General features: G+C 61.4%; 24 protein-coding genes. 11 read left to right on the forward strand and 13 right to left on the reverse strand.

The annotated features are described in order from the left end of the window. Positions 1-28 precede the first annotated feature (28 nt). From recF to mutM, 6 genes are all read right to left on the reverse strand, one after another. Positions 29-1,099, reverse strand: a complete 1,071-nt coding sequence (gene recF / locus BW967_RS07145) for a DNA replication/repair protein RecF (RefSeq protein WP_076484375.1) — start codon at positions 1,097-1,099, stop codon at positions 29-31. Next, the gene (gene dnaN, locus BW967_RS07150) at positions 1,096-2,214 is read right to left on the reverse strand and encodes a DNA polymerase III subunit beta (protein ID WP_076484534.1); all 1,119 of its coding nucleotides are present in this window, start codon (positions 2,212-2,214) and stop codon (positions 1,096-1,098) included. Before dnaN ends, recF begins: the two co-directional genes overlap by 4 nt. Positions 2,215-2,316: 102 nt before the next feature. Next, positions 2,317-3,678 (reverse strand): chromosomal replication initiator protein DnaA, encoded by a 1,362-nt coding sequence (dnaA, locus tag BW967_RS07155; protein WP_076484376.1) that lies wholly within the window; start codon positions 3,676-3,678, stop codon positions 2,317-2,319. Positions 3,679-4,138: 460 nt separating this feature from the next. Continuing rightward, the gene (gene rpsT, locus BW967_RS07160) at positions 4,139-4,405 is read right to left on the reverse strand and encodes a 30S ribosomal protein S20 (protein WP_076484377.1); all 267 of its coding nucleotides are present in this window, start codon (positions 4,403-4,405) and stop codon (positions 4,139-4,141) included. A gap of 167 nt (positions 4,406-4,572) precedes the next feature. Continuing rightward, complete coding sequence (locus BW967_RS07165; RefSeq protein ID WP_076484378.1) at positions 4,573-5,349, reverse strand: enoyl-CoA hydratase; 777 nt, start codon at positions 5,347-5,349, stop codon at positions 4,573-4,575. Between the two features lie 124 nt (positions 5,350-5,473). Then, a complete protein-coding gene (gene mutM / locus BW967_RS07170) occupies positions 5,474-6,319 on the reverse strand; it encodes a bifunctional DNA-formamidopyrimidine glycosylase/DNA-(apurinic or apyrimidinic site) lyase (protein WP_076484379.1) in 846 nt (281 codons plus the stop codon). 76 nt (positions 6,320-6,395) lie between these two features. Here mutM and ubiE point away from each other — a divergent pair, with 76 nt between their 5' ends. Continuing rightward, a complete protein-coding gene (gene ubiE / locus BW967_RS07175; RefSeq protein ID WP_076484380.1) occupies positions 6,396-7,148 on the forward strand; it encodes a bifunctional demethylmenaquinone methyltransferase/2-methoxy-6-polyprenyl-1,4-benzoquinol methylase UbiE in 753 nt (250 codons plus the stop codon). A 1-nt stretch (position 7,149) separates the two neighbouring features. Further along, complete coding sequence (ubiB, locus tag BW967_RS07180; protein ID WP_076484381.1) at positions 7,150-8,676, forward strand: 2-polyprenylphenol 6-hydroxylase; 1,527 nt, start codon at positions 7,150-7,152, stop codon at positions 8,674-8,676. Here the strand turns inward: ubiB and BW967_RS07185 are convergent. Continuing rightward, a complete protein-coding gene (locus BW967_RS07185; RefSeq protein ID WP_076484382.1) occupies positions 8,673-9,341 on the reverse strand; it encodes a flagellar hook capping FlgD N-terminal domain-containing protein in 669 nt (222 codons plus the stop codon). The two genes, ubiB and BW967_RS07185, sit on opposite strands and share 4 nt — an antisense overlap. 9 nt (positions 9,342-9,350) lie before the next feature. Continuing rightward, positions 9,351-11,435 carry a flagellar hook-length control protein FliK gene (gene fliK / locus BW967_RS07190; RefSeq protein WP_175610427.1) on the reverse strand — a complete coding sequence of 695 codons (2,085 nt, stop codon included), beginning with the start codon at positions 11,433-11,435 and terminating at the stop codon, positions 9,351-9,353. Between the two features lie 111 nt (positions 11,436-11,546). Here fliK and BW967_RS07195 point away from each other — a divergent pair, with 111 nt between their 5' ends. The 7 genes from BW967_RS07195 (at position 11,547) to BW967_RS07225 (ending at position 16,258) form a co-directional block, all read left to right on the forward strand. After that, positions 11,547-11,864: a rod-binding protein gene (locus BW967_RS07195; protein ID WP_373455188.1), complete on the forward strand. Its 318-nt coding sequence runs from the start codon at positions 11,547-11,549 to the stop codon at positions 11,862-11,864. Beyond that, positions 11,857-12,201 carry a hypothetical protein gene (locus tag BW967_RS07200; RefSeq protein ID WP_076484384.1) on the forward strand — a complete coding sequence of 115 codons (345 nt, stop codon included), beginning with the start codon at positions 11,857-11,859 and terminating at the stop codon, positions 12,199-12,201. Before BW967_RS07195 ends, BW967_RS07200 begins: the two co-directional genes overlap by 8 nt. A gap of 209 nt (positions 12,202-12,410) precedes the next feature. After that, positions 12,411-13,601, forward strand: coding sequence for a flagellin (locus BW967_RS19015; protein ID WP_076484385.1), 1,191 nt, complete (start codon positions 12,411-12,413; stop codon positions 13,599-13,601). 89 nt (positions 13,602-13,690) lie between these two features. Beyond that, entirely contained in the window at positions 13,691-14,068 is a 378-nt protein-coding gene (gene flaF / locus BW967_RS07210; RefSeq protein WP_076484386.1) for a flagellar biosynthesis regulator FlaF, read from the forward strand. Continuing rightward, positions 14,065-14,469 (forward strand): flagellar biosynthesis repressor FlbT, encoded by a 405-nt coding sequence (gene flbT, locus BW967_RS07215; protein WP_076484387.1) that lies wholly within the window; start codon positions 14,065-14,067, stop codon positions 14,467-14,469. Before flaF ends, flbT begins: the two co-directional genes overlap by 4 nt. After that, on the forward strand, positions 14,466-15,281 hold the full coding sequence (locus BW967_RS07220; protein WP_076484388.1) for a DUF1217 domain-containing protein: 816 nt from the start codon (positions 14,466-14,468) through the stop codon (positions 15,279-15,281). The genes flbT and BW967_RS07220 overlap by 4 nt, the downstream gene beginning before the upstream one ends. A 107-nt stretch (positions 15,282-15,388) precedes the next feature. Continuing rightward, positions 15,389-16,258, forward strand: coding sequence for a ChuX/HutX family heme-like substrate-binding protein (locus BW967_RS07225; protein WP_076484389.1), 870 nt, complete (start codon positions 15,389-15,391; stop codon positions 16,256-16,258). On the opposite strand, the gene hemW is transcribed toward BW967_RS07225, so the two are convergent. Genes hemW through rph form a run of 4 tightly spaced genes read right to left on the reverse strand, consistent with a single transcriptional unit; the run spans position 16,255 to position 19,104 of the window. Beyond that, positions 16,255-17,409, reverse strand: a complete 1,155-nt coding sequence (gene hemW, locus BW967_RS07230) for a radical SAM family heme chaperone HemW (protein WP_076484390.1) — start codon at positions 17,407-17,409, stop codon at positions 16,255-16,257. The genes BW967_RS07225 and hemW overlap by 4 nt on opposite strands. Further along, complete coding sequence (locus tag BW967_RS07235) at positions 17,406-17,786, reverse strand: RidA family protein (RefSeq protein WP_076484391.1); 381 nt, start codon at positions 17,784-17,786, stop codon at positions 17,406-17,408. Before BW967_RS07235 ends, hemW begins: the two co-directional genes overlap by 4 nt. Then, positions 17,783-18,394, reverse strand: a complete 612-nt coding sequence (gene rdgB / locus BW967_RS07240; protein WP_076484392.1) for an RdgB/HAM1 family non-canonical purine NTP pyrophosphatase — start codon at positions 18,392-18,394, stop codon at positions 17,783-17,785. The genes BW967_RS07235 and rdgB overlap by 4 nt, the downstream gene beginning before the upstream one ends. Beyond that, positions 18,391-19,104: a ribonuclease PH gene (gene rph / locus BW967_RS07245; protein ID WP_076484393.1), complete on the reverse strand. Its 714-nt coding sequence runs from the start codon at positions 19,102-19,104 to the stop codon at positions 18,391-18,393. Before rph ends, rdgB begins: the two co-directional genes overlap by 4 nt. Before the next feature lie 114 nt (positions 19,105-19,218). Here rph and hrcA point away from each other — a divergent pair, with 114 nt between their 5' ends. Together hrcA and BW967_RS07255 are read left to right on the forward strand one after the other, a co-directional pair. Next, complete coding sequence (gene hrcA, locus BW967_RS07250) at positions 19,219-20,277, forward strand: heat-inducible transcriptional repressor HrcA (protein ID WP_076484394.1); 1,059 nt, start codon at positions 19,219-19,221, stop codon at positions 20,275-20,277. Between the two features lie 5 nt (positions 20,278-20,282). Further along, positions 20,283-20,831, forward strand: coding sequence for a nucleotide exchange factor GrpE (locus BW967_RS07255; RefSeq protein ID WP_076484395.1), 549 nt, complete (start codon positions 20,283-20,285; stop codon positions 20,829-20,831). A gap of 53 nt (positions 20,832-20,884) precedes the next feature. Here the strand turns inward: BW967_RS07255 and mutS are convergent, their stop codons facing one another. Next, positions 20,885-23,527, reverse strand: a complete 2,643-nt coding sequence (mutS, locus tag BW967_RS07260) for a DNA mismatch repair protein MutS (protein WP_076484396.1) — start codon at positions 23,525-23,527, stop codon at positions 20,885-20,887. Between the last annotated feature and the right edge of the window lie 70 nt (positions 23,528-23,597).

Here is a 23,597-nt window from a genome sequence, read left to right on the forward strand (position 1 = left end):
CTGCCTTGTCACGCCTTCGCCACAATATTTAGCGGTTTTGAAACGGGGTTTCCGCCACTTGCGAGGTGCCTTGCGCCTCGGTCACATGCCAATATTGGCCGCGGTCCGCCAAAGCGTCAAAAAGCTCAAGCCCGGTGCCGGTCATCATCACCTGTGCGGGAAGCGCGCAAATCTCGTCATAAAGCGCGGCGCGGCGCCCGGCATCAAGATGCGCGGCGACTTCATCAAGCAAAAGCACGGTGCTTTCCCCCGCAAGCGCGCGGGCATTGGCCAGAAGGAGCGAGATCAAAAGCGCCTTTTGCTCGCCGGTGGAGCATTGATCGGCGGGCGTGTCTTTTTCGGCGTAAAGGGCCGTAAGGTCAGCGCGGTGCGGGCCCTCCAGCGTGCGGCCCGCCGCCATATCGCGGCGACGGTTGGCATCCAGCGCGGCGGCCAAATCATCGGGGCCTTGGTTCACCACGGCCAATGTTGCTGCTGGAAAAGCGGTGGCCGCGCCCGCCTGTGCCGCGGCGAGCTTTTCCAAAGCTTGCAGCCGTTGCGCCACGATCTGTGCGCCTGCCTCTGCCATCTGGCTTTCGAGCGCGTGATACCACGCCGGGTCGCGCACCTCGTCTTTCAGCAAGCGGTTGCGTTCGCGCATCGCCTTTTCATAGGCGAGCGTGGCATCGGCATGGGTGGGGAAGAAGCTGAGCGTCATCCGGTCCAAAAACCGCCGCCGCCCCTCGGCCCCCTCGATCCAAAGCCGGTCCATCGCCGGCACCAGCCAGAGCACCCGCATCAGCCGCCCCAAGGCGAGTTGCGAGGCGGATTTGCCATCAATCAGCACATCGCGGCTTTGGCCGGGCCGCGCGGAGGTCTCTAGCTCATACTCAGGGAGGTTTGCACGCAGCTTCCAGCCCACAGATTCCTGCCGCCGGATCAGTTCTTCGGCCGTCGCGCGCCGCAGCCCACGGCCCGGCGAAAACAGCGACACCGCTTCCAAAACAGAGGTTTTGCCCGCGCCATTCGGCCCGTAAAGCGCGACAGGCCGGGTATCAAAGGCAAATTCCGCCCGGCGATGCGAGCGGAATTGCAAAAGCGTCAGGCTGCGCAGGCTCACACGCGCATCGGCATCACGACATAGACCGCCGAAGTGTCATTGCCTTCGCGCATCAGCGTCGGATCGCCCGAGGAGTTGAACAGGAAAACGGCGTTTTCCCGGTCCACTTGGCTGGCGATTTCCAAGAGATACTTGGCGTTAAAGCCAATTTCGAGCCGCTCATCGCCGTAAGCCACGGCCAGTTCTTCTTCGGCAGCGCCTGCATCGGGGGCATTGACCGACAGCACGAGCCGATCTTCATCAAGGCTCAGCTTCACGGCGCGCGAGCGTTCAGACGACACGGTCGCCACACGGTCCACGGCTTTGGCGAATTCTTGCGCGTCCACTTCCAGCCGCCGCGTGTTCCCCATCGGAATAACGCGGGTGTAATCGGGGAAGGTGCCGTCGATCACCTTAGAGGTCAGCGTGATGGCGGGCGTGGCAAAGCGCACCTTGGTTTCGCTGACCGAAACGGCGATTTGCGCCTCGTCATCATCCAAAAGCTTGCGCAACTCGTTCACGGTTTTGCGCGGCACGATCACACCGGGCATCCCCGCCGCGCCCTCGGGCAAAGTCGCATCAATGCGCGCCAGACGGTGGCCATCGGTCGCCACACAGCGCAGCGCTTGGCCATCTTCGCCAGTCGCGACATGCATATAGACGCCGTTGAGATAATAGCGGGTCTCTTCCGTCGAGATTGCGAATTTCGACTTATCAAACAGCCGTTTGAGCACGCCCGCTTGGGCGGCGAAATTCGCGGTATATTCGGACGAGGCCATCACCGGGAAATCTTCGCGCGGCAGCGTGGCCAAGTTGAAGTTCGACCGCCCCGCCATCACCGAAAGCCGCCCGGCGGAGGGGTCATCGGCCAATTGCACCAGCGCGCCATCGGGCAGCTTGCGCACGATCTCATGCAGCATCACCGCCGAAACGGTGGTGGCGCCAGCGCGTTCCACCTGCGCGGGGGCTTTATCGACCACCTCAATATCAAGGTCGGTGGCGCGGAAGGAAACCGTGTCACCCTCCGCCTCGATCAGCACGTTTGCCAAGATCGGAATCGTGTTGCGACGTTCGACAACCGATTGAGCCTGTGCCACCGCCTTCAGAAGCGCGGCGCGTTCGATGCTGATTTTCATATCCATACCTCACCGGTTCCCGGGGGCGGCAAGGTAACATGCCAGCGCGCCGGAACAAGATTTTTCCGGACATTCCGTTGCTTTGTGCGGGGCGTCAAGGGTTCAGGATTCCATCAGCCGTTTCAGAAGGCCAATATCTTCCGCAAGTTGCTGATCGGTCGCCATCAACTCGTCGATCTTGCGGATTCCGTGCATAATCGTGGTGTGATCGCGGCCGCCAAAGCGCCGCCCAATCTCGGGCAGGCTCCGCGTGGTCAGGTGTTTGGCCAGATACATCGCCACCTGACGCGGGCGCGCAATGGTGCGCAGCCGTTTCGGGCCGATCATATCCGACAGGCGCACGTTGTAATGCTCTGCCACCTTGCGCTGAATTTCCTCGATCGTGACACGACGATCCGAGGCACGCAGAATATCGGCCAAGCATTCCTGCGCCAGATCAAGCGTGATCTCACGCCCCACAAGCGAGCCAAACGCAAAGAGCCGGGTCAGCGCGCCCTCCAGCACACGCACGTTGGTGGTGATACGATGGGCGAGGAATTCCAGCACGCCATCGGCCATTTTCAGGCCCGGATAGCGGGCGCAATAGGCATCGGCTTTGGATTGCAAAATACCCAAGCGCAGCTCGTAATCGGTCGGGTGCAGGTCCACCACAAGGCCGCATTGCAGGCGCGAGCGGATGCGCTCTTCCAAATCTTTGATCTCGCCCGGTGCGCGGTCCGCAGAAATTACGATCTGCTTGCCCTGATCCACCAGCGCGTTGAAGGTGTGGAAGAATTCTTCTTGCGTGCTGTCTTTGCCAGCGATGAATTGCACATCATCCACCATCAGCACATCGACGGAGCGGAACAGCTCTTTGAAATCCATGATCTGGCGGTCGCGCAGGGCTTGCACGAAGCGATACATGAATTGCTCGGCCGAAAGGTAAAGCACGCGCAGATCGGGACGCCCGGTTTGCAATTCATGCGCGATGGCGTGCATCAAGTGCGTTTTCCCAAGCCCAACGCCGCCGTAAAGGAACAGCGGGTTAAAGGTCACCGGGCCACCCTCTGCCACGCGCCGCGCGGCGGCATGGGCCAATTCGTTCGGTTTGCCGACCACGAAGCTGTCAAAGGTGAACCGCGCATCCAGCGGTGCGCCGGGCAGTTCGCTGTCCTCAGTCGCGCGCGCGGATTTGCGCGCAGCGGGCGCCGGGGCAGGGGTGTTGGCCGGGGCAACCGGACGCGCCGCGCCCAGACCAATGGTGATGCGTTCGACGGGCGCACCGGTCTTGCGCAGCGCGCTCAGAATCGGTTCGCCATAATTGCGCGACACCCAATCGCACATGAATTTGGTGGGCGCTTCAAAGGAAACGATGCCGTCTTTCAGCGCGACGATTTCAAGGGGCGCGATCCAAGTTTCATGGTTGGTCTTGCCGACCGTTTTCCGCAGATCATTGCTCACTTGCCCCCAGAGCTCTTTCGTCATGTTTTTCTTCCATCGCAGCTGTTCAGCTCAACATCATGAACCACGTCTCCGATGGCCCTTTCGCCGCAGCTGGCGAAAAGGTTTTCAGACACGACGAATGGACCGGAAAAACCGGACACGGCATCACCTGCCGAGTAGGGCTTGCGCCCCTCTTTCGTCGGATCGCATCTTGATGTCGAAGCGGTGGGCTTCTTGTCACGGCAGCATTCTTACCCTGCCTCGACACCAGCAATGCGTCATGTCCCCCAAGGCGACGTGAATCGCTCAACCAAGCTAGCAAGCCCTCACGGGAAGGTGCAACCGAACTTCATGCTTGACGGCGACTTTGATGAAACGAATCTGTGACACCCACGCAAATGCGCCACACCCATGATTAAGTACTTGAAAAAGCAGAAAAAACGAAAAGGCGCCCCGGAATCGGAGCGCCTATCCTAAAGGCGTAGTTGGTCTGATCGAAAGATCAGTTCGCGAGGGCTTTCACGCGCGCCGAAAGACGCGAGATTTTCCGCGAAACCGTGTTTTTGTGCATCACGCCCTTGGTCACGCCACGCGCCATTTCCGGCTGGGCGGCTTGCAGAGCGGCTTTCGCAGCGTCGGAGTCGCCCGAGGCGATCGCTTCTTCGACTTTGCGGATGAAGGTGCGGATACGCGAACGACGGGCTTTGTTGATGTCGTTGCGACGCTCGGCCTGACGAGCGCGTTTTTTGGACTGGGGCGTGTTGGCCATTGTACCGTGTTCCCGAACTAAAGCGAATATATAGCGCAAAGCCCGGTCGTCCCAGCGAACCGGATGATTCTAGCCTGAGCGGGCTCCACGCGCATGTGAGAGGTGCCAATAGGGGAAACAGGCCGGAAAGAAAAGCCCCTTTCGGGCCCCGGCCTGCCTTTTCGCCCTTATTTGTCGCGGAATTGCGGTTCGCGTTTTTCCAAGAAGGCTGACATACCCTCTTTTTGGTCTTCCGTCGCAAAGAGCGCATGGAACACCCGGCGTTCAAACAAAACGCCTTCGCGCAATGTGGTCTCATAGGCGCGGTTGACGCATTCCTTGACCACCATCGTTGCAACGGCAGATTTAGAGGCGACTTTGCGCGCCGCCGCCAGCGCCTCGGGCACCAGTTGCGCCACGGGCACGACGCGGCTCACCAGCCCCGAACGTTCCGCCTCGGTCGCATCCATGAAGCGGCCCGTCAGATGCATGTCCATTGATTTGGATTTGCCCACAAAGCGGGTCAGGCGCTGCGTGCCGCCAATGCCCGCGACCACGCCGAGGTTGATCTCGGGCTGGCCAAATTTGGCGTTTTCGGCGCAGATGATGAAATCGCACATCATGGCGAGTTCGCAGCCGCCGCCCAAAGCGTAGCCAGCAACGGCGGCGATGATCGGTTTGCGGGTGCGCAGAAGGCTGTCGGCCTCAGAACCGAAGAAATCGCTCGTGTACATCTCAACGAAGCTTTTCTCCGACATCTCTTTGATGTCAGCGCCAGCCGCGAAAGCTTTTTCCGAACCCGTCAGAACGATGCAGCGCACCTTGTCATTGTCATCAAGTTGCTTGAGCGCATCGGCCAACTCGCCCAACAGCTCGGAATTGAGAGCATTGAGGGCTTCTGGACGGTTAAGGCGGATCAGAGCGACGCTGTCTTCGATTTCGACGATCAGGGTCTGGTAGGCCATTGCGGGTGCCTTTCCTTGTTATCGGGGCAAGTCCTAGCAGGTGGGGCGCGAAACTCAAGACTTGTTGCGGCACTGTAGCGCAGCGTTACCTAAGGGCAGGGCGAAGTGCTAAAAAACCCGGCCATTAGCGCTGACAGCTTGGGCAGAAATAGCTTGAGCGCCCCCCTTGCACGATGCGCCGGATCGGGGTGGCGCAGGTGGTGCAGGGCGCGTCTTCGCGGTCATAAACGCGAAAAGCGTGTTGGAAATAGCCAAGCTCGCCATCGGCTTGGCGGTGGTCGCGCAGGCTTGATCCGCCTGCTTCAATCGCCTCGGCCAGCACCTCGCGGATGATCGGCACCAGCGCCGCGATCCGTGCGCTCGCGATTCTATTGGCGGCGCGGCGCGGGTCGATGCCCGCACGATGCAGCACCTCGCAGACATAGATATTGCCAAGCCCGGCAATCAACCGCTGATCCAAAAGCGCTGTCTTGATCGGGCTTTTGCGAGATTTGAGCGCCGTCACAAGATAACTCTCGTGAAAGTCATTGCCGAACGGCTCTGGTCCCAGCCCCGCAAGCAGCCAATGCGCGGCTTCTCGGTCGGTCCGCACCAGGTCCATCGCCCCAAAGCGCCGCGCATCATTAAGGGTGACGCGTGCCCCGCCTTCCATATGCAACACCACATGGTCGTGCTTTTGCGGCGCGGGGTGGTCGAGGTGGAAATCCCCTAGCATCACGCCCGAGACCAGCATCCGCCCCGACATGCCCAAATGAATAAGCAGGCTTTCCCCGGTATCGAGATCCGCCAGGATGTATTTGGAGCGTCGCCGCAACAGCCCGACCCGCGCGCCGGTCAGCCGATCTGCCATGCCCTCGGGCAGGGGCCAGCGAAGATCGGGGCGGTTCACCTCGGCCCGTTCGATCACACGCCCCTCCATCGCCGGGGCAAGGCCGCGGCGCACCGTTTCTACCTCGGGCAGTTCAGGCATTTTCGCTCCTGTCGCATTGTCACGGCCGCTGCCGCCCCTATAAGAGGGGGAACGTTTCAAGGATCGGCAAGGGCAGATGAGCACGGATCAGACCAGAACGACGCATTTCGGCTACCAGACTGTGGATGAAGACGCGAAGGCCGGGATGGTGCATGGCGTGTTTTCGCGGGTGGCCTCGAAATACGACATCATGAACGACCTCATGAGCATGGGCATCCACCGCATTTGGAAAGATGCGATGATGGATTGGCTCGCGCCGCGCCCCGAGCAAAAGCTGCTCGATGTGGCCGGTGGCACTGGGGATATTGCCTTCCGCTTCCTCAAGCGCGCGCCGGGGGCGACCGCCACCGTTTGCGATATGACGGAATCGATGCTGATCGAGGGGCAAAAACGCGCCGAGGCATCCAACATGGCCGACCGCCTGAATTGGGTGGTGGGCGATGCGATGAACCTGCCCTTTGAGAGCAACACCTTTGACGTTTACACCATTTCCTTTGGCATTCGGAACGTGACCCGCATCCAAGATGCGCTGAACGAGGCTTACCGTGTGCTGCGCCCCGGTGGGCGGTTGATGGTGCTGGAATTCAACCAGATCCCCAATGATCTGATGCAGGCCGTCTATGACGCCTATTCGTTCAATGTGATCCCGGTGATGGGGCAGATCGTGGCGAATGACCGCGCCAGCTATCAGTATTTGGTGGAATCGATCCGCAAATTCCCGAACCAAGAACTCTTCGCCTCGATGATCCGCGAAGCCGGGTTTGAGCAGGTGAAATACCGCAACCTTTCCATGGGCATTGCAGCACTGCACTCCGGCTGGAAGGTCTAAAATGCGCGGCCCGCATAATATCTGGCGCCTGATCCGCACCGGGGCGACTTTCGAACGGACCGGGGCCATGCGGGTGGCGCTGGAAGCAATGGAGGCGCCGCCCCGGCTGCGCCTCGTCGCCCGGATCATGGGCTGGCCGTTTAAATGGCTGGGCTACAAGGGCGATCCGAACCTGCCGCCGGTGACCCGTGCGATCACCGCGCTGGGCCCGTCTTACATCAAATTTGGGCAGATCATGTCGACCCGCCCGGATGTGGTGGGCGAGGAACTGGCGAACCAGTTGCGGATGCTGCAAGACCGTCTGCCGCCCTTTGACCAAGCGGTGGCCAAGGCGGTTTTGGCCGAAGAACTGGGCCATTCGGTCGATGAGATTTTCTCGGAGTTTTCCGAACCCGTTGCGGCGGCTTCCATCGCGCAGGTGCATGCCGCGCGGCTTGCCGAAACCGGCGAGAAGGTCGCAGTAAAAATCCTGCGGCCGGGCATCGAGAAAGCCTTCCAACGCGATATCGACGCGTTCCATTTCGCGGCCGAGATGATCGAGCGGCTCTCGCCCGCCTCGCGGCGGCTGCGCCCCACTGATGTGATCAAGCACTTTGAAGGCATCGTGGTCGGCGAATTGGATTTGCGGCTTGAAGCGGCCTCGGCCTCGCAATTCGGTGCCAATACCGAGCGGGACGAAAAGTTCCGTGTGCCGCTGCCGGTTTGGTCGCTGTCCAGCCGCCGGGTGTTGGTGATGGATTGGGCCGAAGGTCTTCCGATGGGCGATGCCGAGGGGCTGAAAGCCGCAGGCTATGACGTGACCGAAATCGGCACGCGTGTTTTGCAGCTGTTCCTAAGCCATGCGCTGCGCGACGGGTACTTCCACGGTGACATGCATCAGGGCAACCTGAAGGTGGCGCCGAACGGCGATGTGATTGCGTTTGATTTCGGCATCATGGGCCAGATCGACGAATACACCCGCCACGTTTACGCCGAGATCTTGATGGGCTTCATCCAGCGCGATTATCGCCGCGTGGCCGAAGTGCACTTTGAGGCGGGCTATGTGCCCAAAGATCAAGATGTGACGCAATTTGCTTTGGCCTTGCGCGCCGTGGGCGAGCCGATCTTTGGCATGAATGCCAAGCAAATCTCGATGGCGCGGCTTCTGGCCTATCTCTTTGAGGTGACCGAGCGGTTTGGCATGGCCACGCGCACGGAGCTGATTTTGCTGCAACGCACGATGGTAGTGGTCGAGGGGGTGGCGCGTTCGCTCAACCCGGCGATCAACATGTGGGAAACGGCAAAACCCGTGGTGGAAAGCTACATCCGCGAAAACGTCGGGCCGAAGGCCGCGTTGCGCAACCTTGGGCGCACGGCGCGGGTGCTGGGACGGTTTGGGCCGCAACTGCCCGATATGCTGACCGCTGCGCTGGAAAACGCCACAAAACCCGCCGAGCCGGCACCCGAACCGCAAGTGGTTCGGGGCACGCATGTGGCGGGGGCTGTGGGGCTTTTGGCCGTGGGCGTCGTGTTGGGGCTGTTGCTTTAATTCGCGTCGCGCAAAGCCGAGATAGACCCGGTTCCGACCGTTGCACCGCCTGCAAGCACAAGCACCGCACCCTCTGCGGTGCCTTGGGCTTCCAAAATGCGGTTGTAGGTCTCGACCGGGTCGGTCGAAAGCAAGGTGCCGTTGTTATAGCTTTCAAGGTTGAAGGTGTAATTGCCTGCGGGCAGGAAGTTGCCCGTGGAATCCACCCCATCCCATTGCATCGCATCGGCCGAGACCGGAATTGTTTCGCGGGCGACCTCGTTGCCTGCCGCGTCGCTGACGACCAGAACGGTATTCGTCGCGCCAATCGCCGGGTTCGGCGAGATTGTCACCGCATCGGTGCCATTGAAATATGCGGGCGATTCGCTGCGCGCATCCATGCCCACCCAACCCGCATATTCGCTCATCCCCATCAGACCCAATTGCGCGGTGAGGCTTTCCAAAAGCTCGTTCGTCTTGGTTTGTTGTTCCACCTGCGAGAAGGTCGCCAACTGCACCGCATAATCGGCGCTGTCCATCGGGTCGGTCGGGTCTTGGTTCGTCATCTGCGTGGTGAGCAGTTTCAGAAACATCTCGTAATCGGTGTTCAGCCCGCTTGAGGCGGTGGAACTGCTGCTGGTCGTGGAGGTGGTCGTCGCAGCGGTGGCGGAGGTGACGGTGGTCATGGCAAGTCCTCAGATGCGCAGGTCAAGCCCGCCGATGGCGGCGGTATTGGTGCTGCGTTGCATGGCGAGCGTGGCATTGTCGAAGCGGATCGGGCGCTCGGTTTCCGAGCTGGTTTCCGGTGCGAACATCCGTGCGGCTTCGGCACGGTCCTGCGCCGATTGGCGTTGATCGGCCTGTTGGCCAAAATCGAAGCTGATGTTGGAATAGCCCATCTCGCGGAAGTCACGCGCGAGGCTATCAATATTGCGCCGCATCAGGTCGAGCGTTTCGGGCCGTTCCGCCTGCACGCTCACGGTGATCGACCCGTCATGGCTGTGCAGCGTCATACGCACTTTGCCGAGTTCCTCGGGCGAAAGGGAGACTTCCACGGGCTGATCTGGGCTGCTGGGCATTGCCTGTGCAAGCTGCTGCGCAATGTGCTGCGGCGAGGCGGCTACGGTTCGGTTCGCGGTTTGCACACCACCGCTATGGGTGGTTGCATCGCTCCGTTCCCCCTGCACCAGCGGCGAAAACGGCTCAACCGAATCCGTTGTGGTTTGCGCGGTGGTCTGCTCCGGCGTTGCGGTCGCGGCGGTGCTGCGTGTTGTTTGCAGCGCCTCGCCCACATCTTTTTTGCGGTTGACCTCGGCTCGGGCCTCAGCCGCATCGGGGGTGGCCTTAGTCTCTCCTTCATCGCCGCGAAGCCGGTTTTGCGTCCGGGTTTCGCTTTGCGGCGAGGCGGCCGCGGCGGCTTGCGCGGGCACGCCCTGTTGCGCGCTATTTGTGCTGGCGCTGGCCACGGTTTGCGGCGCTGCGGATGGGTTGGCTGCTGCCGCCGTTGGACGCGGTGTTTCTGTGGCCGCCTCCGCCGTGGGAGTCGATTCGGCCAAAGCTGCCTCGAACCGGCTTTCCGCCATCGAGGGGCGATGCTGAGGTTGCGGGGGGGCTGCTGCGGCCGGCGCGGGTTGCGCCGCGACGGTTCGCACCGAAACATCTGACCCAGTTGCGGGCAGAGTGTTTTGCGTCGTCTTGGCGGTGCGCGCTTCGCCATTGGCAATGGGCGCAGCAGCTTGTGCAGCTGCCGTTTGCATCGTGGCCGATGGCGTTGTGGGGGCCTGCGATTCGTTTGCGCCTTGTGCCTGCGCCGCTGCAAAGATTTGCGCCGCTGCGGAGAGGGCTTCGGGCTTGGCGGTTTTCTCGGCAGTTGGGTCCGGTTTTTGCGGAGCCACGTCGCGCGGGGCGGCCTCCGCCATGGCGGCGTTGGCTTTGGGGCTTGCGTCTGTGCTGGTGCGTTGCACCGGGGAAGCCGTTTCTTGCGGCTTGGTGGCGGGAACCTCCATCGCCGCACGAAGGGGATGCGTGGCAACCGAGGTGGTTTGCGCGGCCTGCGCGGACGAGGTCAAATCCGCTTTCGGTTGCTCTGTCTTCTCGGTGCGTTTTTCGCCCAAACGGGTCTCTTCGACCGCACGCATCGCGTTGCTCGCGTCTTTTGCGGCTGGCGCGTCAGCGGGTTCCGCAAGGGCCCCTTTAGGGCTCATTTGCATCGCGTCAGTCGCTTGCGCGGCGTGTTTCTTGATGTCGCCCTGCGGTGCGTTGCCTTGCGCGAGTACCTGCTTGGTCTCAGCGTTTCCGGCTGTTTCCGGGGCGACAATCGTCCCCTCTTGCGCATCGGCGGGCGTGGTTTGCGGCATCGGCATCTGGGGCGCAACCGGCAGCACAAGGCCAGCCGCATCCGGTGCCGCATCTGCAGCTTTCTCCGCCACAACCGATTTGCCGGCTTTCGGCGCCGATGCAGCCCAATCTTGCGTGGCAGAGGCGTCTTGCCAGAACACTTCCAGCGCGGCGGGGCTGGTTTGCCCGGTCAGGCGCGCGGCTGCCGGTTCGGCTTGCGCTTCGGGCACCGGCTCCGGCACGGGCGCGGAAGCTGTCTCGGACGTGCCCGTCTGGGCCGCAGCTTTCACGGGCACCGGTGTTTTGGGCGTATCCGCGACCAACGCATCAAAGGCATCAGAATCACCTTTGCTTTGCGCAGAATCGGAGGCTTGCCCCCGTGCCGCACGCTCGGCGGGCAAGGTGGCGAAGAGCTGGATCTGTTCTGGAGCAGTTGTTTTCATGGCCTCACGACTTCTGCCTGTGACTTTGGCCACCATGGCAGCAGGAGGTTACCGCTTCTTTACCTCGTTCTGCGCAGACTAGGGGAAATCGATGCAATTGGAGCGATTCCCATGCAGATGCGCCCCGCCACGGCCACTATCACGGCCCCTGTCGCCGCAAGCGACCTTCCCAAACCGCCCACCAAGGCGGCGGCGAGCGAAGAGCAGATGCGCGCGAAGGCAAAAGAACTCGAAGCCAGCTTTCTGGCCGAGATGCTCAAGCTTTCGGGCGTGGGCAAATCGCAAGAAAGCTTCAACGGCGGGGTGGGGGAAGAGCAGTTCTCTTCCTTCCTGACCGACGAATATGCCCGAATCATGGTCGAAAAAGGCGGCATCGGACTGGCCGAATCGATCTTTCAGTCGCTGCAGAAAGGAGCGCAGAATGCCTAATGAGACCGAGGACCGGATCGCACAGTTGATCGACATCCTTCGCCTTGAGAAAGACGTGATCAAAAATGCCGAATTCGGCGTGCTGCCGGATTTGGTCGCGCGCAAAGAAGCGGTGCTGGCCGATCTGGAAGGGACGCCCGCGCCGCTTCTGGCCCAAGCGCAGGCGATGGCGCTTGAAAATCAGCGGCTTCTGGATGCGGCGCTAAAAGGCGTGCAAGCCGTGCGCAAACGGCTTGCCGAAATCCGCGAAGCGGCGCGCAGCTATAAGAGCTATGATCAGAACGGAAAAGGCCGCTCAATCGGCGCAGCCAAAGGCACGATCGAACGGCGTGCGTAAACCATTCTTCTAAATTCTGATGCATTCAGGGCCGTCCGAAAGGGCGGCCTTAGCATTTCGTTAGCCCTTCACGTGCCAGTGTTCCCCTGCATCCCGAGGGGTGGCGCGGTCCGGCTCAGAAGCCGCCGCATGGGTCAGAAAGCCATTGGCGCCGTTTAATGGACGGCATGTGAAACCCGGCGCAAAGCGCCAAACTAAAGGGACCAACCATGTCCAGCATTCTCACGAACTCCAGCGCGATGGTCGCGCTTCAGACCCTCAAAGGCATCAACTCGAACCTGGCGAAAACCCAGTCCGAAATCTCGACCGGTAAATCGGTGGCTTCGGCCAAAGACAACTCGGCGATCTGGGCCATTTCAAAAGTGATGGAATCGGACGTTTCGGGCTTTGAGACTGTGTCGACCAACCTCGCGACTGGCCAATCGATGGTGTCGGTGGCGCGGACCGCGGCTGAATCGATCACCGATGACCTGAAGGCGATCAAGGAAAAAGTCGTCGCGGCGCAGGATCCTTCGGCGGATCAGGTAAAGCTGGGCGCCGAAGTCACGCAAATCGTCGACATGATCCGTTCGAAAGTCAGCGGCGCGCAATTCAATGGCATCAACCTGATCGATGGCTCGACCCCGTCGACCGGCGTTGTTGGCTCGCTCGACCGCAACGGTAGCTCTGTGACGGTGAACACGATCAACGTGGCGGGCGTTGACCTTGGGAGCACCCCCGGTGCCGGTACCGCGACCCTGGGCTCCCTTACCGGTCTGACGGCTGCGACCGACACGCATTCTGCGGGTGGTTCGGTTGCAACCGCTGGCACTGCAGCCTTCACGCTCGCGGGTGCCGTGGCCGGGGATGAGATCAAGATTACGCTTGGTGATCGCGATTTCAGCTACACCGTGACCACCGCCGATGCCGCTGCGGGTAACACCCCGAACGACATCGCGGTCAACGCTCTGCGTGATCAGATCAACAACTCGGGTATCGCTGGTCTGACCGCGTCGTACACTTCTGGTACGGCTGGTCAGTTGACCATCAACAACGCGACCGGCGGGAACCTCAACATCGCGATTGAAGTGACCGCCAGCTCGGGTGGTCTCTTGGGCGCGCTGAATGGTTTCGCCGTCGGTGGTGGCCAAGCGTCCTTGGACGCCATCGAAACGATGATCACGACCACCGTCAACGCGGCTGCGTCCTTCGGTGCGGTTGAATCGCGTCTCGAAAGCCAGTCCGCCTTCGTGAGCGACCTGACCTCGGCCATGAAATCCGGTATCGGCTCGCTCGTCGACGCCGATATGGAAGAGGCCTCGGCCCGTCTGCAAGCGCTGCAAACGCAGCAACAGCTTGGCATTCAGGCGCTGTCGATTGCCAACCAACAACCGCAGTCGATCCTGTCGCTGTTCCGTTAATAGCTTTCGGGGGCGCCGCACAGGCGCCCCCTTCCCCCCTCCGCGGCAAAGCCGCGGTCTGACCCCAATCGCCACTGGAAGGTATTCCCGTGAACGCTACAATTTTGGCCAAAACGGCCTATGCAAACCCCGGTCAGCCCACCCGCACCCTGCGCGGCACCGAATACGAAATCTTCGCGCGCGTGACGCATCGCCTCAAAATTACGGCGGGCATGGCGAAGTCGAATTTCCCCGCGCTGGTTTCGGCGCTTTACGACAACCGCAAGCTTTGGACGACCTTGGCTGTCGATGTGGCGCAGCCTGACAACGAGCTGCCGGAAATGCTGCGGGCGCGGATCTTCTATCTCAACGAATTCACACAACAGCACAGCGCCAAAGTACTCAAGGGTGACGGTACGGTGGATGTGCTGATTGATATCAATACCGCCATCATGCGGGGCCTGCGCCGCGAAGGCGGTGCCGAATGACCGGTCTTGTGCTCAAACTGGCGCCCAAAGAACGGGTGCTGATCAATGGCGCTGTCATTGAAAACGGCGACCGTCGCTCGCGGCTCGCGATCATGACGCCCAATGCGCATATCCTGCGGCTGCGCGATGCGATCCATCCCGAGGAGGTCAACACCCCGGTGCGCCGCGTGTGCTACATTGCGCAGCTGGTGCTTTCGGGTGATGCCGAACCGACCGAAGCGCGGATGCAGCTTCTGCGCGGGATCGAGCAATTGAGCCAAGTGCTGACCGACCCGGACAGCCGTGCCTATCTCAATCAAGCGACGGCTGCGGTGTTGGAAGACCAGCACTATCAAGCGCTGAAATGCTTGCGTGCCCTTTTGCCACGGGAGGAGCGGCTGCTCGCCGCCAAAAGCGCATGAGTTACACGCCAATCATCCCCGCCAGCGGCTACGCTGGCTGGAAAATGCTCAACAGAACGATGGATGTGCAGAAGGCGGCTTTCGTCAATTCTGCCGAAATTCAGCGCGATGAAGAGTATTTTCGGGAGAAGATTGGCAGTATCACCACGGCTGAAGACCTTGTCGCTGATCGCCGCCTGCTGAAGGTGGCGCTCGGCGCCTTCGGGCTGTCGAACGATATCGACAACAAGTATTTCATCCGCAAAGTGCTGGAAGAAGGAACGCTCGATTCCTCTTCTCTCGCCAATAAAATGGCAGACAAGACTTATCTCAAGATGTCGGAAGCCTTTGGCTTTGGCGATTACGAGGTGCCCCGCACCAGCCTCAGCAGCTTTGCCGACGAAATCCTGACCAAATACGAGACTCGTCAGTTCGAAGTCGCGGTGGGCGATTCCGACAATAGCCTGCGTTTGGCAATGGCCGCGCAGCGCGAATTGCCCGAACTTGCCGCGAAGACCAGCAGCAACGATGCGAAATGGTATACGGTGATCGGCTCCACGTCTTTGAGCGAGGTAATGCGCACGGCGCTGGGTCTGCCCACAAGTGTGGGCTCTTTGGACGTCGACCAGCAGCTGAGCATGTATAAAGACAAGGCTGAATACGTCTTTGGCACGTCGGATTTCTCGACCTTCAACGAGACTGAAACGATGGATAAGCTGGTGCGCAATTATCTTGTGCGCTCGCAAATTTCTGCCGGCAGCACCATGTCGTCGCAAAGCGTGGCACTGCAATTGTTGCAAGGCAGCGGCTCCAGCTTCTCGATTCTGCTCTAAACAGGGCAGGCGCCCCCTGCGGCGGGGTGCGCGGTTTACCCTAGGTTCAGGCATGCTAAACAAGGGCGCCCGGTTTGACCGGGCGTTTTGCATGAACGGAAGACCCAATGCCTGCACTGACCGCTGACCAAATTCGCACCGCGCGCGCCAAGAAACCGCGCGTCTTTGCCCGTGATTTTGCCGAAGGCCTTGGCATCACCGAGGCTGAGCTTTGTGCGGCGTTTTTGGGCAGCCATGCCACGCGGATCATCGCCGACCCGTCGGTTGTGTTGCCGCGTGTGACGGCGCTGGGCGAGGTGATGGCCCTGACCCGCAACGACAGTTGCGTGCTGGAAAAGGTCGGCCAATATGACAATTTTGCCTATACGCCCGAAGGTGCGCAGGTGGTGAATGGCACCATTGAATTGCAGCTTGATCCGGCGCGTTGGATTCATGCCTTTGCTTGGGATGAGCCCACGAATAAGGGGCCGAAACGCTCGATCCAGATTTATGACGCCAGCGGCGAGGCGGTGCATAAGGTGCACCTGCGCGAGGCTTCCGATGCTGAGGCTTGGGCGAAGCTGGTTGCCGATCTGGCGCTGCCCGATCAAAGTGATGCGCTGAACCTTGCGCCCAAAGCGGCCGCACGTGCCGCAGAGCCGCATGGTGTGCAGCTTGCGGGCGGTGCGGTTGAAAAGCTGATGTATCGCGCGGGAGAGCTGGGCTTGTCGGTGCGCTTTACGGTGGAAAGCAACGGATGCATGGAAACCCATCGCGGCTCGATCCACCGGGTGCTGCCCGCCGGGCCGTGGATCAATGTGCTTGATCCGGGGCTCGAATTGCATCTGCGCATGGATCACATGGCGGCCGTTTGGCGTGACCGCGAAACCGTTGAGGCGTTTGACGCCGAGGGGCGCTTGATTGTGCAGATGGGCGCGGGCGATGAAGACGCCGCCGAAACGTGGCGCGCTATGCTTGACGATCTGCCGACGGCTTAAGGCATCAATTCACGGATCACGGCATTGAGCACCGCGCGACCTTCCCCGGTGGCGCGGATGCGGTGTGCGTCGCGCGCAATCATGCCCCAGCTTTCAAGGTTATTTAGAGCCTGTTCCGGCAGGCTTTGCCCCGAAAGCTGTTCATAACGGGTGGGGTCGATCCCTTCGGCCAGCCGCAGTCCAAACAGCAAAAACTCGGTCGCTTCTTCATCACGGCTCAACGTTTCGCGCGGGGTCTCGCCGTTTCCCTCGCGTTCGACGCAGGCCAGCCATTCGCCGGGGGCTTTGGGGGCCTCGGTCGCGTAGCGGGTGCCGTTGAAGCTGAGCCGCCCATGCGCGCCGGGGCCGATGCCCGCATAATCGCCATAGCGCCAGTAAACGAGGTTATGGCGGCATTCCGCGCCGGGGCGGGCGTGGTTCGAGACCTCATAGGCCGGAAGCCTTGCCGCCTCGCAGATTTCCTGCGTGCGTAAGTACATGTCTGCGGCCAGCTCATCTTCGGGCAATTCGCGCAGCTTGCCCGCTGCGAACAAGCGGCCAAAGGCGGTGCCGTCTTCGATGGTGAGTTGGTAAAGCGAGAAGTGATCCACCGCCATCGAAAGCGCTTCGTTCAACTCGCGCGCCCAAGCCTCAAGGCTTTGGCCTTGGCGGGCATAGATGAGATCAAAGCTCACGCGGTCAAAATGCGCGCGCGCAATGTCAAACGCTGCGCGCCCCTCGGCGGCACTGTGCATCCGGCCAAGGCGTTTCAGGCTTTCGTCATCCATCGCCTGCATGCCCATCGAAAGCCGGGTCACGCCCGCTTCTGAAAAGGCTCTAAACCGGCCAGATTCGACACTTGTGGGGTTGGCCTCAAGCGTGATTTCCAGATCATTCGCCGTGGGCCAAGTGGCGCGGATGCGCTCAATCACCTGCGCGACGGTCTCTGGGTCCATCAGCGAGGGCGTGCCGCCGCCAAAGAAGACGGTGTTGAGCACCCTTCCTCGGGTTTCCGCCCCGATCCGGTCGATTTCAGCCAAATAGGCTTGCCGCCAGCGTGCGTGGTCAATCGTGCTGGCGACATGGCTGTTGAAGTCACAATAGGGGCATTTGGCGGCGCAAAAGGGCCAGTGGACGTAAAGGCCAAAGCCCCCCTGCCGCCAATCGCTCATCCCTTATAGGCCGTCACTTCGATCTCGACCTTCATCGCGGGGTTCACGAGGCCAGCCACAATCATCGTGGCGGCGGGACGAATCTCGCCAAAGGTCTCGGACAGTGCCGGGATGATCTCTTCCATGAAGGCCGCATCGGTGATGATGTAATTGGCCCGCACCACATCGCTCAAGCCAAAACCCGCCTCTTCCAGCACGGCTTTGATCGTGGCGAGCGCATTGCGCGCCTGATCCAGCGCCGCATCGGGGAAGGTTTTTGTTTCCGGGTCCACGCCCGTCGTGCCCGCGACAAAGCACCAATCGCCCTGCACGACCGCGCGCGAATAGCCGAGTTTGGGTTCATAGGGCGAGCCGCCCGAAATGTTACGGCGCATCATTCGGCCTCCATGACCTTGACGAACTTGCGGAACGCATCGGCGCGATGCGAGATTTCGTTTTTCTTCGCCGGGTCCATCTCGGCAAAGGTGACCTCATAGCCTTCAGGCTGGAACATCGGGTCATAGCCGTGGCCTTGGGCGCCGCGCATCGGCCAAACTAGCTGACCTTCGGCCTTGCCCTCAAACACTTCGTCATGCCCGTCAGGCCAGGCCAGCACGAGGGTGGAGCGGAAGCGGGCCGTGCGCGGGAAGGGAGCGCCCAGCTTTTCGCATTCTGCCCAAGTGCGCTCCATTGCCATCCCGAAATCGCGGCCATTCGGGGTTTCGGCCCAATCGGCGGTATAAACCCCCGGCGCACCATCCAAAGCATCGACCTCGATTCCGCTATCATCGGAAAGCGCGGGCAGCCCGGTCGCTTTGGCGGCGGCATGGGCTTTGATCCGCGCATTGCCGACAAAGGTGGTTTCGGTCTCTTCCGGTTCGGGCAGGTTCATTTCCGCCGCGCCCACGACCTCCACCCCATAGGGGGCCATCAGATCGCGCATCTCGGCGAGCTTGCCCTTGTTATGGGTGGCGACCAAAAGCCGCTTTTCGGTGAACCGTCTCATGCCACCGCAGCCTTTTGCGCCGCCACAAGCTGCGCCACGCCGGCTTCTGCCAGATCAAGGAGTTGGTTCATTTGTTCGCGCGAGAAGGTGGCGCCTTCGGCGGACATTTGCACCTCAACCAAGCGGCCCGCGCCGGTCATGATGAAGTTGCCATCCACGCCCGCTTCGCTGTCTTCGGCGTAATCAAGATCGGCCACCGGCTGGCCCGCGTAAATGCCGCAAGAAATCGCGGCGACATGATCCAGAATCGGGTCCGAAACGATCAGGCCGGATTTCAGCAGCTTGTTCACGGCGAGACGCAAAGCCACCCAACCGCCTGTGATCGAGGCGCAGCGGGTGCCGCCATCGGCTTGCAGCACGTCACAATCGACCACAATCTGCCGTTCGCCCAAAGCCGAGCGGTCCACGCCCGCGCGCAAGCTCCGGCCAATCAGGCGTTGAATTTCTTGCGTGCGGCCCGATTGCTTGCCCGCCGCCGCTTCACGGCGGTTGCGCGAATTGGTGGCGCGCGGCAGCATCCCGTATTCGGCGGTCACCCAGCCAAGGCCCGTGCCCTTGAGGAACGAGGGCGCGCGATCTTCGATCGTGGCGGTGCACAGCACATGGGTGTCGCCCATTTTGATCAGGCAAGAGCCCTCGGCATGTTTGGTCACAGCGGTTTCAATTGAAATCGAGCGAATATCACCAAGATTACGTCCAGAGGGGCGCATGATTGATCCTTTCCCGTGCGTTTGGGCCCCATTTGAGGCCCCGCGCGAAGTGATGCAACCCCGAAGGCAAGATTGACGAGACGCGAAACCCCGTTTTAATGCCGCATAAGAGCCATGACGAACCAAAACGAACTCTTCTCCGAACTGAATGACCGCTCGCGCGAGGTGTTTCGGCGGGTGGTCGAGGGCTATCTGGAAACCGGTGATCCGGTGGGCTCGCGCACGCTCACCCGGATGATGAGTGAAAAGCTCTCTGCCGCGACGATCCGCAACGTGATGCAAGATCTCGAATACCTTGGTCTGCTAGGTAGCCCGCATGTTTCGGCAGGCCGGGTGCCGACGCAATTGGGCCTGCGGATGTTTGTCGATGGCTTCATGGAAGTGAGCGAGGTGCAGGCCACTGACCGCGCCGCTTTGGAGGCCACCTTGGGCGGCGAGGCGGATATGGGCGCGGCGCTGGATAGGGTCGGCTCGGCGCTTTCGGGGCTCACGCATGGGGCGAGCCTTGTGCTGGCCCCCAAAGCCGAAGCGCCGATCCGGCATATTGAATTTGTTTCGCTTGCCCCGGACCGGGCCTTGGTGGTGCTGGTCACCGCTGATGGTCAGGTGGAAAACCGCGTCTTCACGCCCCCTGCGGGGCAAACGCCCTCGTCGATGCGCGAGGCCGCGAATTTCCTCAATGCTTTGGCCGAGGGGCATACGCTGAGCGAACTCAGCCGCGTTGTCGCCGCCGATATTGCCGCGCGTCGCCAAGAATTGGATGCGCTGGCCGCCGATATGGTCGAAAGCGGACTCGCCCAATGGGATGATCACGGCGAGCCGTGGGAGCGGCTGATTGTGCGTGGCAGTTCCAATCTGCTCGATGGCGAAGACGATCTGGACCGGGTTCGGAGCCTTTTTGATGACCTAGAGCGCAAGCGCGACATCGCCCAATTCCTTGATCTGGCCGAAACTGGCGAAGGTGTGCGCATTTTTATCGGCTCAGAGAACAAACTCTTTTCACTTTCGGGTTCCTCTTTGGTGGTCTCTCCCTATATGAACGCGGATCGGAAGATCATCGGTGCGGTCGGTGTTATTGGCCCCACACGGCTCAATTACGGGCGTATCGTGCCGATCGTGGATTATACGGCGCAACTGGTCGGGCGGATGCTGTCGGGCCGGGGCAAAGGGTGAGACGAATGACCGAGAAGAAAGACGAGATGGCAGAAGACCAAGCGCAACTCGACGAGGCGCTGGCCGCAGCGCTGGAAGAAGATTTCGACGAACTCGAGATGCTGCGCGCCGAGCGCGACGAGTTGAAAGACCGTTTCATGCGCGCGCTGGCCGATGCCGAAAACGCCCGCAAGCGGGCTGATCGTGATCGTCGTGAGGCCGAGAACTATGGCGGCTCGAAATTGGCGCGCGATATGCTGCCGGTGTTCGATGCGCTCAAACGCGCGCTGGATGCGGCCGGCGAAGAGGTCCGTGCGGCCGCGCCTGCGCTGATCGAAGGCGTGGAGCTGACCCAGCGCGAGTTGCTCAATGTCTTCGCGCGCCACGGCGTGAAAGCGGTGGCCCCGCAGGTGGGCGACAAATTCGACCCGCAAGAGCATGAGGCGATGTTCGAGGCCCCGGTGCCGAACACCGTCGCGGGGGACATCATTCAGGTGATGGAGCCGGGCTTCATGCTGCATGACCGGCTGCTGCGCCCGGCGAAAGTGGGCGTCAGCTCGATGCCGAAGGCATAAAGTTTCCAACGCCTGAGGGCTTTGAGGCGCGGCCTGATCGGGCCGCGCTTTTTTTATTTGAGCAGGGCGCGCAGTTCGTAAAGCGCATCCATCGCTTGTTTGGGGGTCATTTCATCGGGGTGAAGGTCGCGCAGACGGTCTTCCACATCCGATTTGGCGGCCGCTTGCGGCGCGGGCGCCGGCGGCGCTGCGGCGACCGAGAAAAGCGGCAGATCATCAATCACCGCCTGTTTCTTGCCGCCCTCGCGCTCGCCTTTTTCAAGCGCATCCAGCACCACGCGGGCGCGGCTCACCACGCTTTCAGGCAGGCCCGCGAGCCGGGCGACTTGCACCCCGTAAGACCGATCTGCCGCGCCTTTCTTGACCTCGTGCAGGAAGATCACCTCGCCGTGCCATTCCTTGACCGAGACGGTCGCGTTTTCGACGCCCTCTAGCTTCGCGGAAAGCGCGGTCATTTCGTGGTAATGGGTGGCAAAGAGCGCGCGGCAACGGTTCACGCCGTGCAAATGCTCCATCACCGCCCAAGCGATGGACAGGCCGTCATAGGTGGCGGTGCCGCGCCCGATCTCATCCAAAATCACCAGCGCGCGGGCATCGGCTTGGTTCAAGATTGCCGCCGTTTCGACCATTTCCACCATGAAGGTCGATCGCCCCCGCGCCAAATCATCCGCCGCGCCGACGCGGCTAAAGATTTGGCTCACCAGCCCCACATGGGCGCGGCGCGCGGGCACAAAGCTACCGGTTTGAGCCAAAAGCGCGATCAGCGCGTTTTGGCGCAGGAAGGTCGATTTCCCGGCCATGTTCGGCCCGGTGAGCAGCCAAATCGCGGGCGTGGTGCCTGCGGTCAGCGCGCAATCATTCGCCACAAAGGGCTCGCCTTGGCGTTTCAGCGCGGCTTCCACCACCGGGTGCCGCCCGCCCGCGATCTCAAAGGCGTGGCTGTCATCGACGTTGGGTTCCACCCAATCTTCGGCGGCGGCAAGGTCGGCAAAGGCGGCGGCAAGGTCCACCTCGGCCAAGGCGCGCGAAGCTTCTGAAATCGGCCCGGCGGCGGCGAGAATCGCGCCTTTTAGGCTGTCATAGAGCCGCTTTTCAATCTCCAGCGCGTGGTTGCCCGCATTCAAAATCCGGGTTTCCAACTCGCTCAGTTCCACCGTGGTAAAGCGGACTTGGTTGGCGGTGGTTTGGCGGTGGATGAACCGGGCCGAAAGCGGCGGGGCCAGCATTTTCTCGGCATGTGTTGCCGTCGTCTCGATGAAATAGCCCAGCACGTTGTTGTGCTTGATCTTGAGCGAGGCGATCCCGGTTTCTTCGATAAATTCGGCCTGCATCCGGGCAATCACGCCGCGCCCCTCGTCGCGCAATTGCCGGGTCTGGTCGAGTTCCGGCTCATAGCCGGAGGCAATAAAGCCGCCATCGCGCGCCAAAAGCGGCGGTTCGGCCACCAAGGCAGCATCCAAAAGCGCGACCAGATCATCATGGCCAACAAGGCGCTGCGCCGCTTCGGCCAAAATCGGGGGGGCCTCGGTCTCGCCCAGCCGTTCTGCAATGCGGCCCGCTTGTTCCAGCCCATTGCGAATGGCGGCCATATCGCGCGGGCCACCGCGGTCAAGCGCAAGGCGGCTGAGCGCACGGTCCATATCGGGGCAGCGCTTGAGATCGGCGCGCAAATCTTCTGCAAATCGACCCTGTTCCAGCAGAAAACGCACCGCATCATGGCGGGCATGGATCTGAGACAGATCACGCGAGGGAGCAGAGAGGCGCCGCTCCAACAGCCGCGCGCCGCCCGCTGTGACGGTGCGGTCAATCGTGGCCAAAAGCGAGCCCTCACGCCCGCCTGAAAGCGCCTGCGTCAGTTCAAGGTTGCGCCGGGTCGCGGCATCAATCTGCACAAGACTGCCAGCCTCTTCGCGCAGCGGGCGGCGCAGAAGGGGGAGTTTGCCGCGTTGGGTGAGGTCGAGATAATCGACCAAAGCGCCCATCGCCGAAATCTCGGCCCGCGAAAATGCACCAAACGCATCAAGTGAACCGACGGAAAACAGATCGCAAAGCCGCTTTTCCGCCCCTTGGCTGTCAAAGCTCGACCGCGCCAAGGGGGTGAGTGCTGCGCGCAAATCAGAGACTATTTCGGCGCAATCTTGCTCTTTCGTCTCGCTCACCAGCACCTCGCGCGGTGCAAGGCGGGCGAGTTCCGGGCCAAGGCGCGGCAGCGGGCAGGGCATCACCCGAAACTCGCCGGTCGAAATATCGACCCAAGCCAGCGCGCCTTCGTCGCGCAACTCGGCCCAAGCGGCCAAGAAATTGTGGCGACGCGCCTCAAGCAGGCTTTCTTCGGTGAGCGTGCCGGGCGTGACAAGACGCACCACGCCGCGCTTCACCACCGATTTGGCGCCGCGTTTCTTGGCTTCGGCCGGGTCTTCGAGTTGTTCGGCAATGGCGACGCGGAAGCCCTTGCGGATGAGCGTGAGCAGATAACCCTCGGCGGCATGCACCGGCACGCCGCACATCGGAATCTCTTCGCCCAAATGCAGCCCGCGTTTGGTCAGCGCAATGTCGAGCGCGGCCGCAGCGGCCACCGCATCGTCAAAGAACATCTCGTAGAAGTCGCCCATCCGGTAGAACAAAAGCGCCCCGGCGTTTTCTTCCTTGATGGACAGATATTGCGCCATCATGGGCGTGACGGTGTCTTTGGCCATGAAATCCCCCTGCGCGGCGCACATTATAAAAGGCCGCACCCCCGTGCAAACCGATTGAGGCACTGGGCCA

The sequence above is a fragment of the Rhodobacter aestuarii genome, assembly GCF_900156655.1.
In the GTDB taxonomy this organism is placed as follows: domain Bacteria; phylum Pseudomonadota; class Alphaproteobacteria; order Rhodobacterales; family Rhodobacteraceae; genus Rhodobacter; species Rhodobacter aestuarii.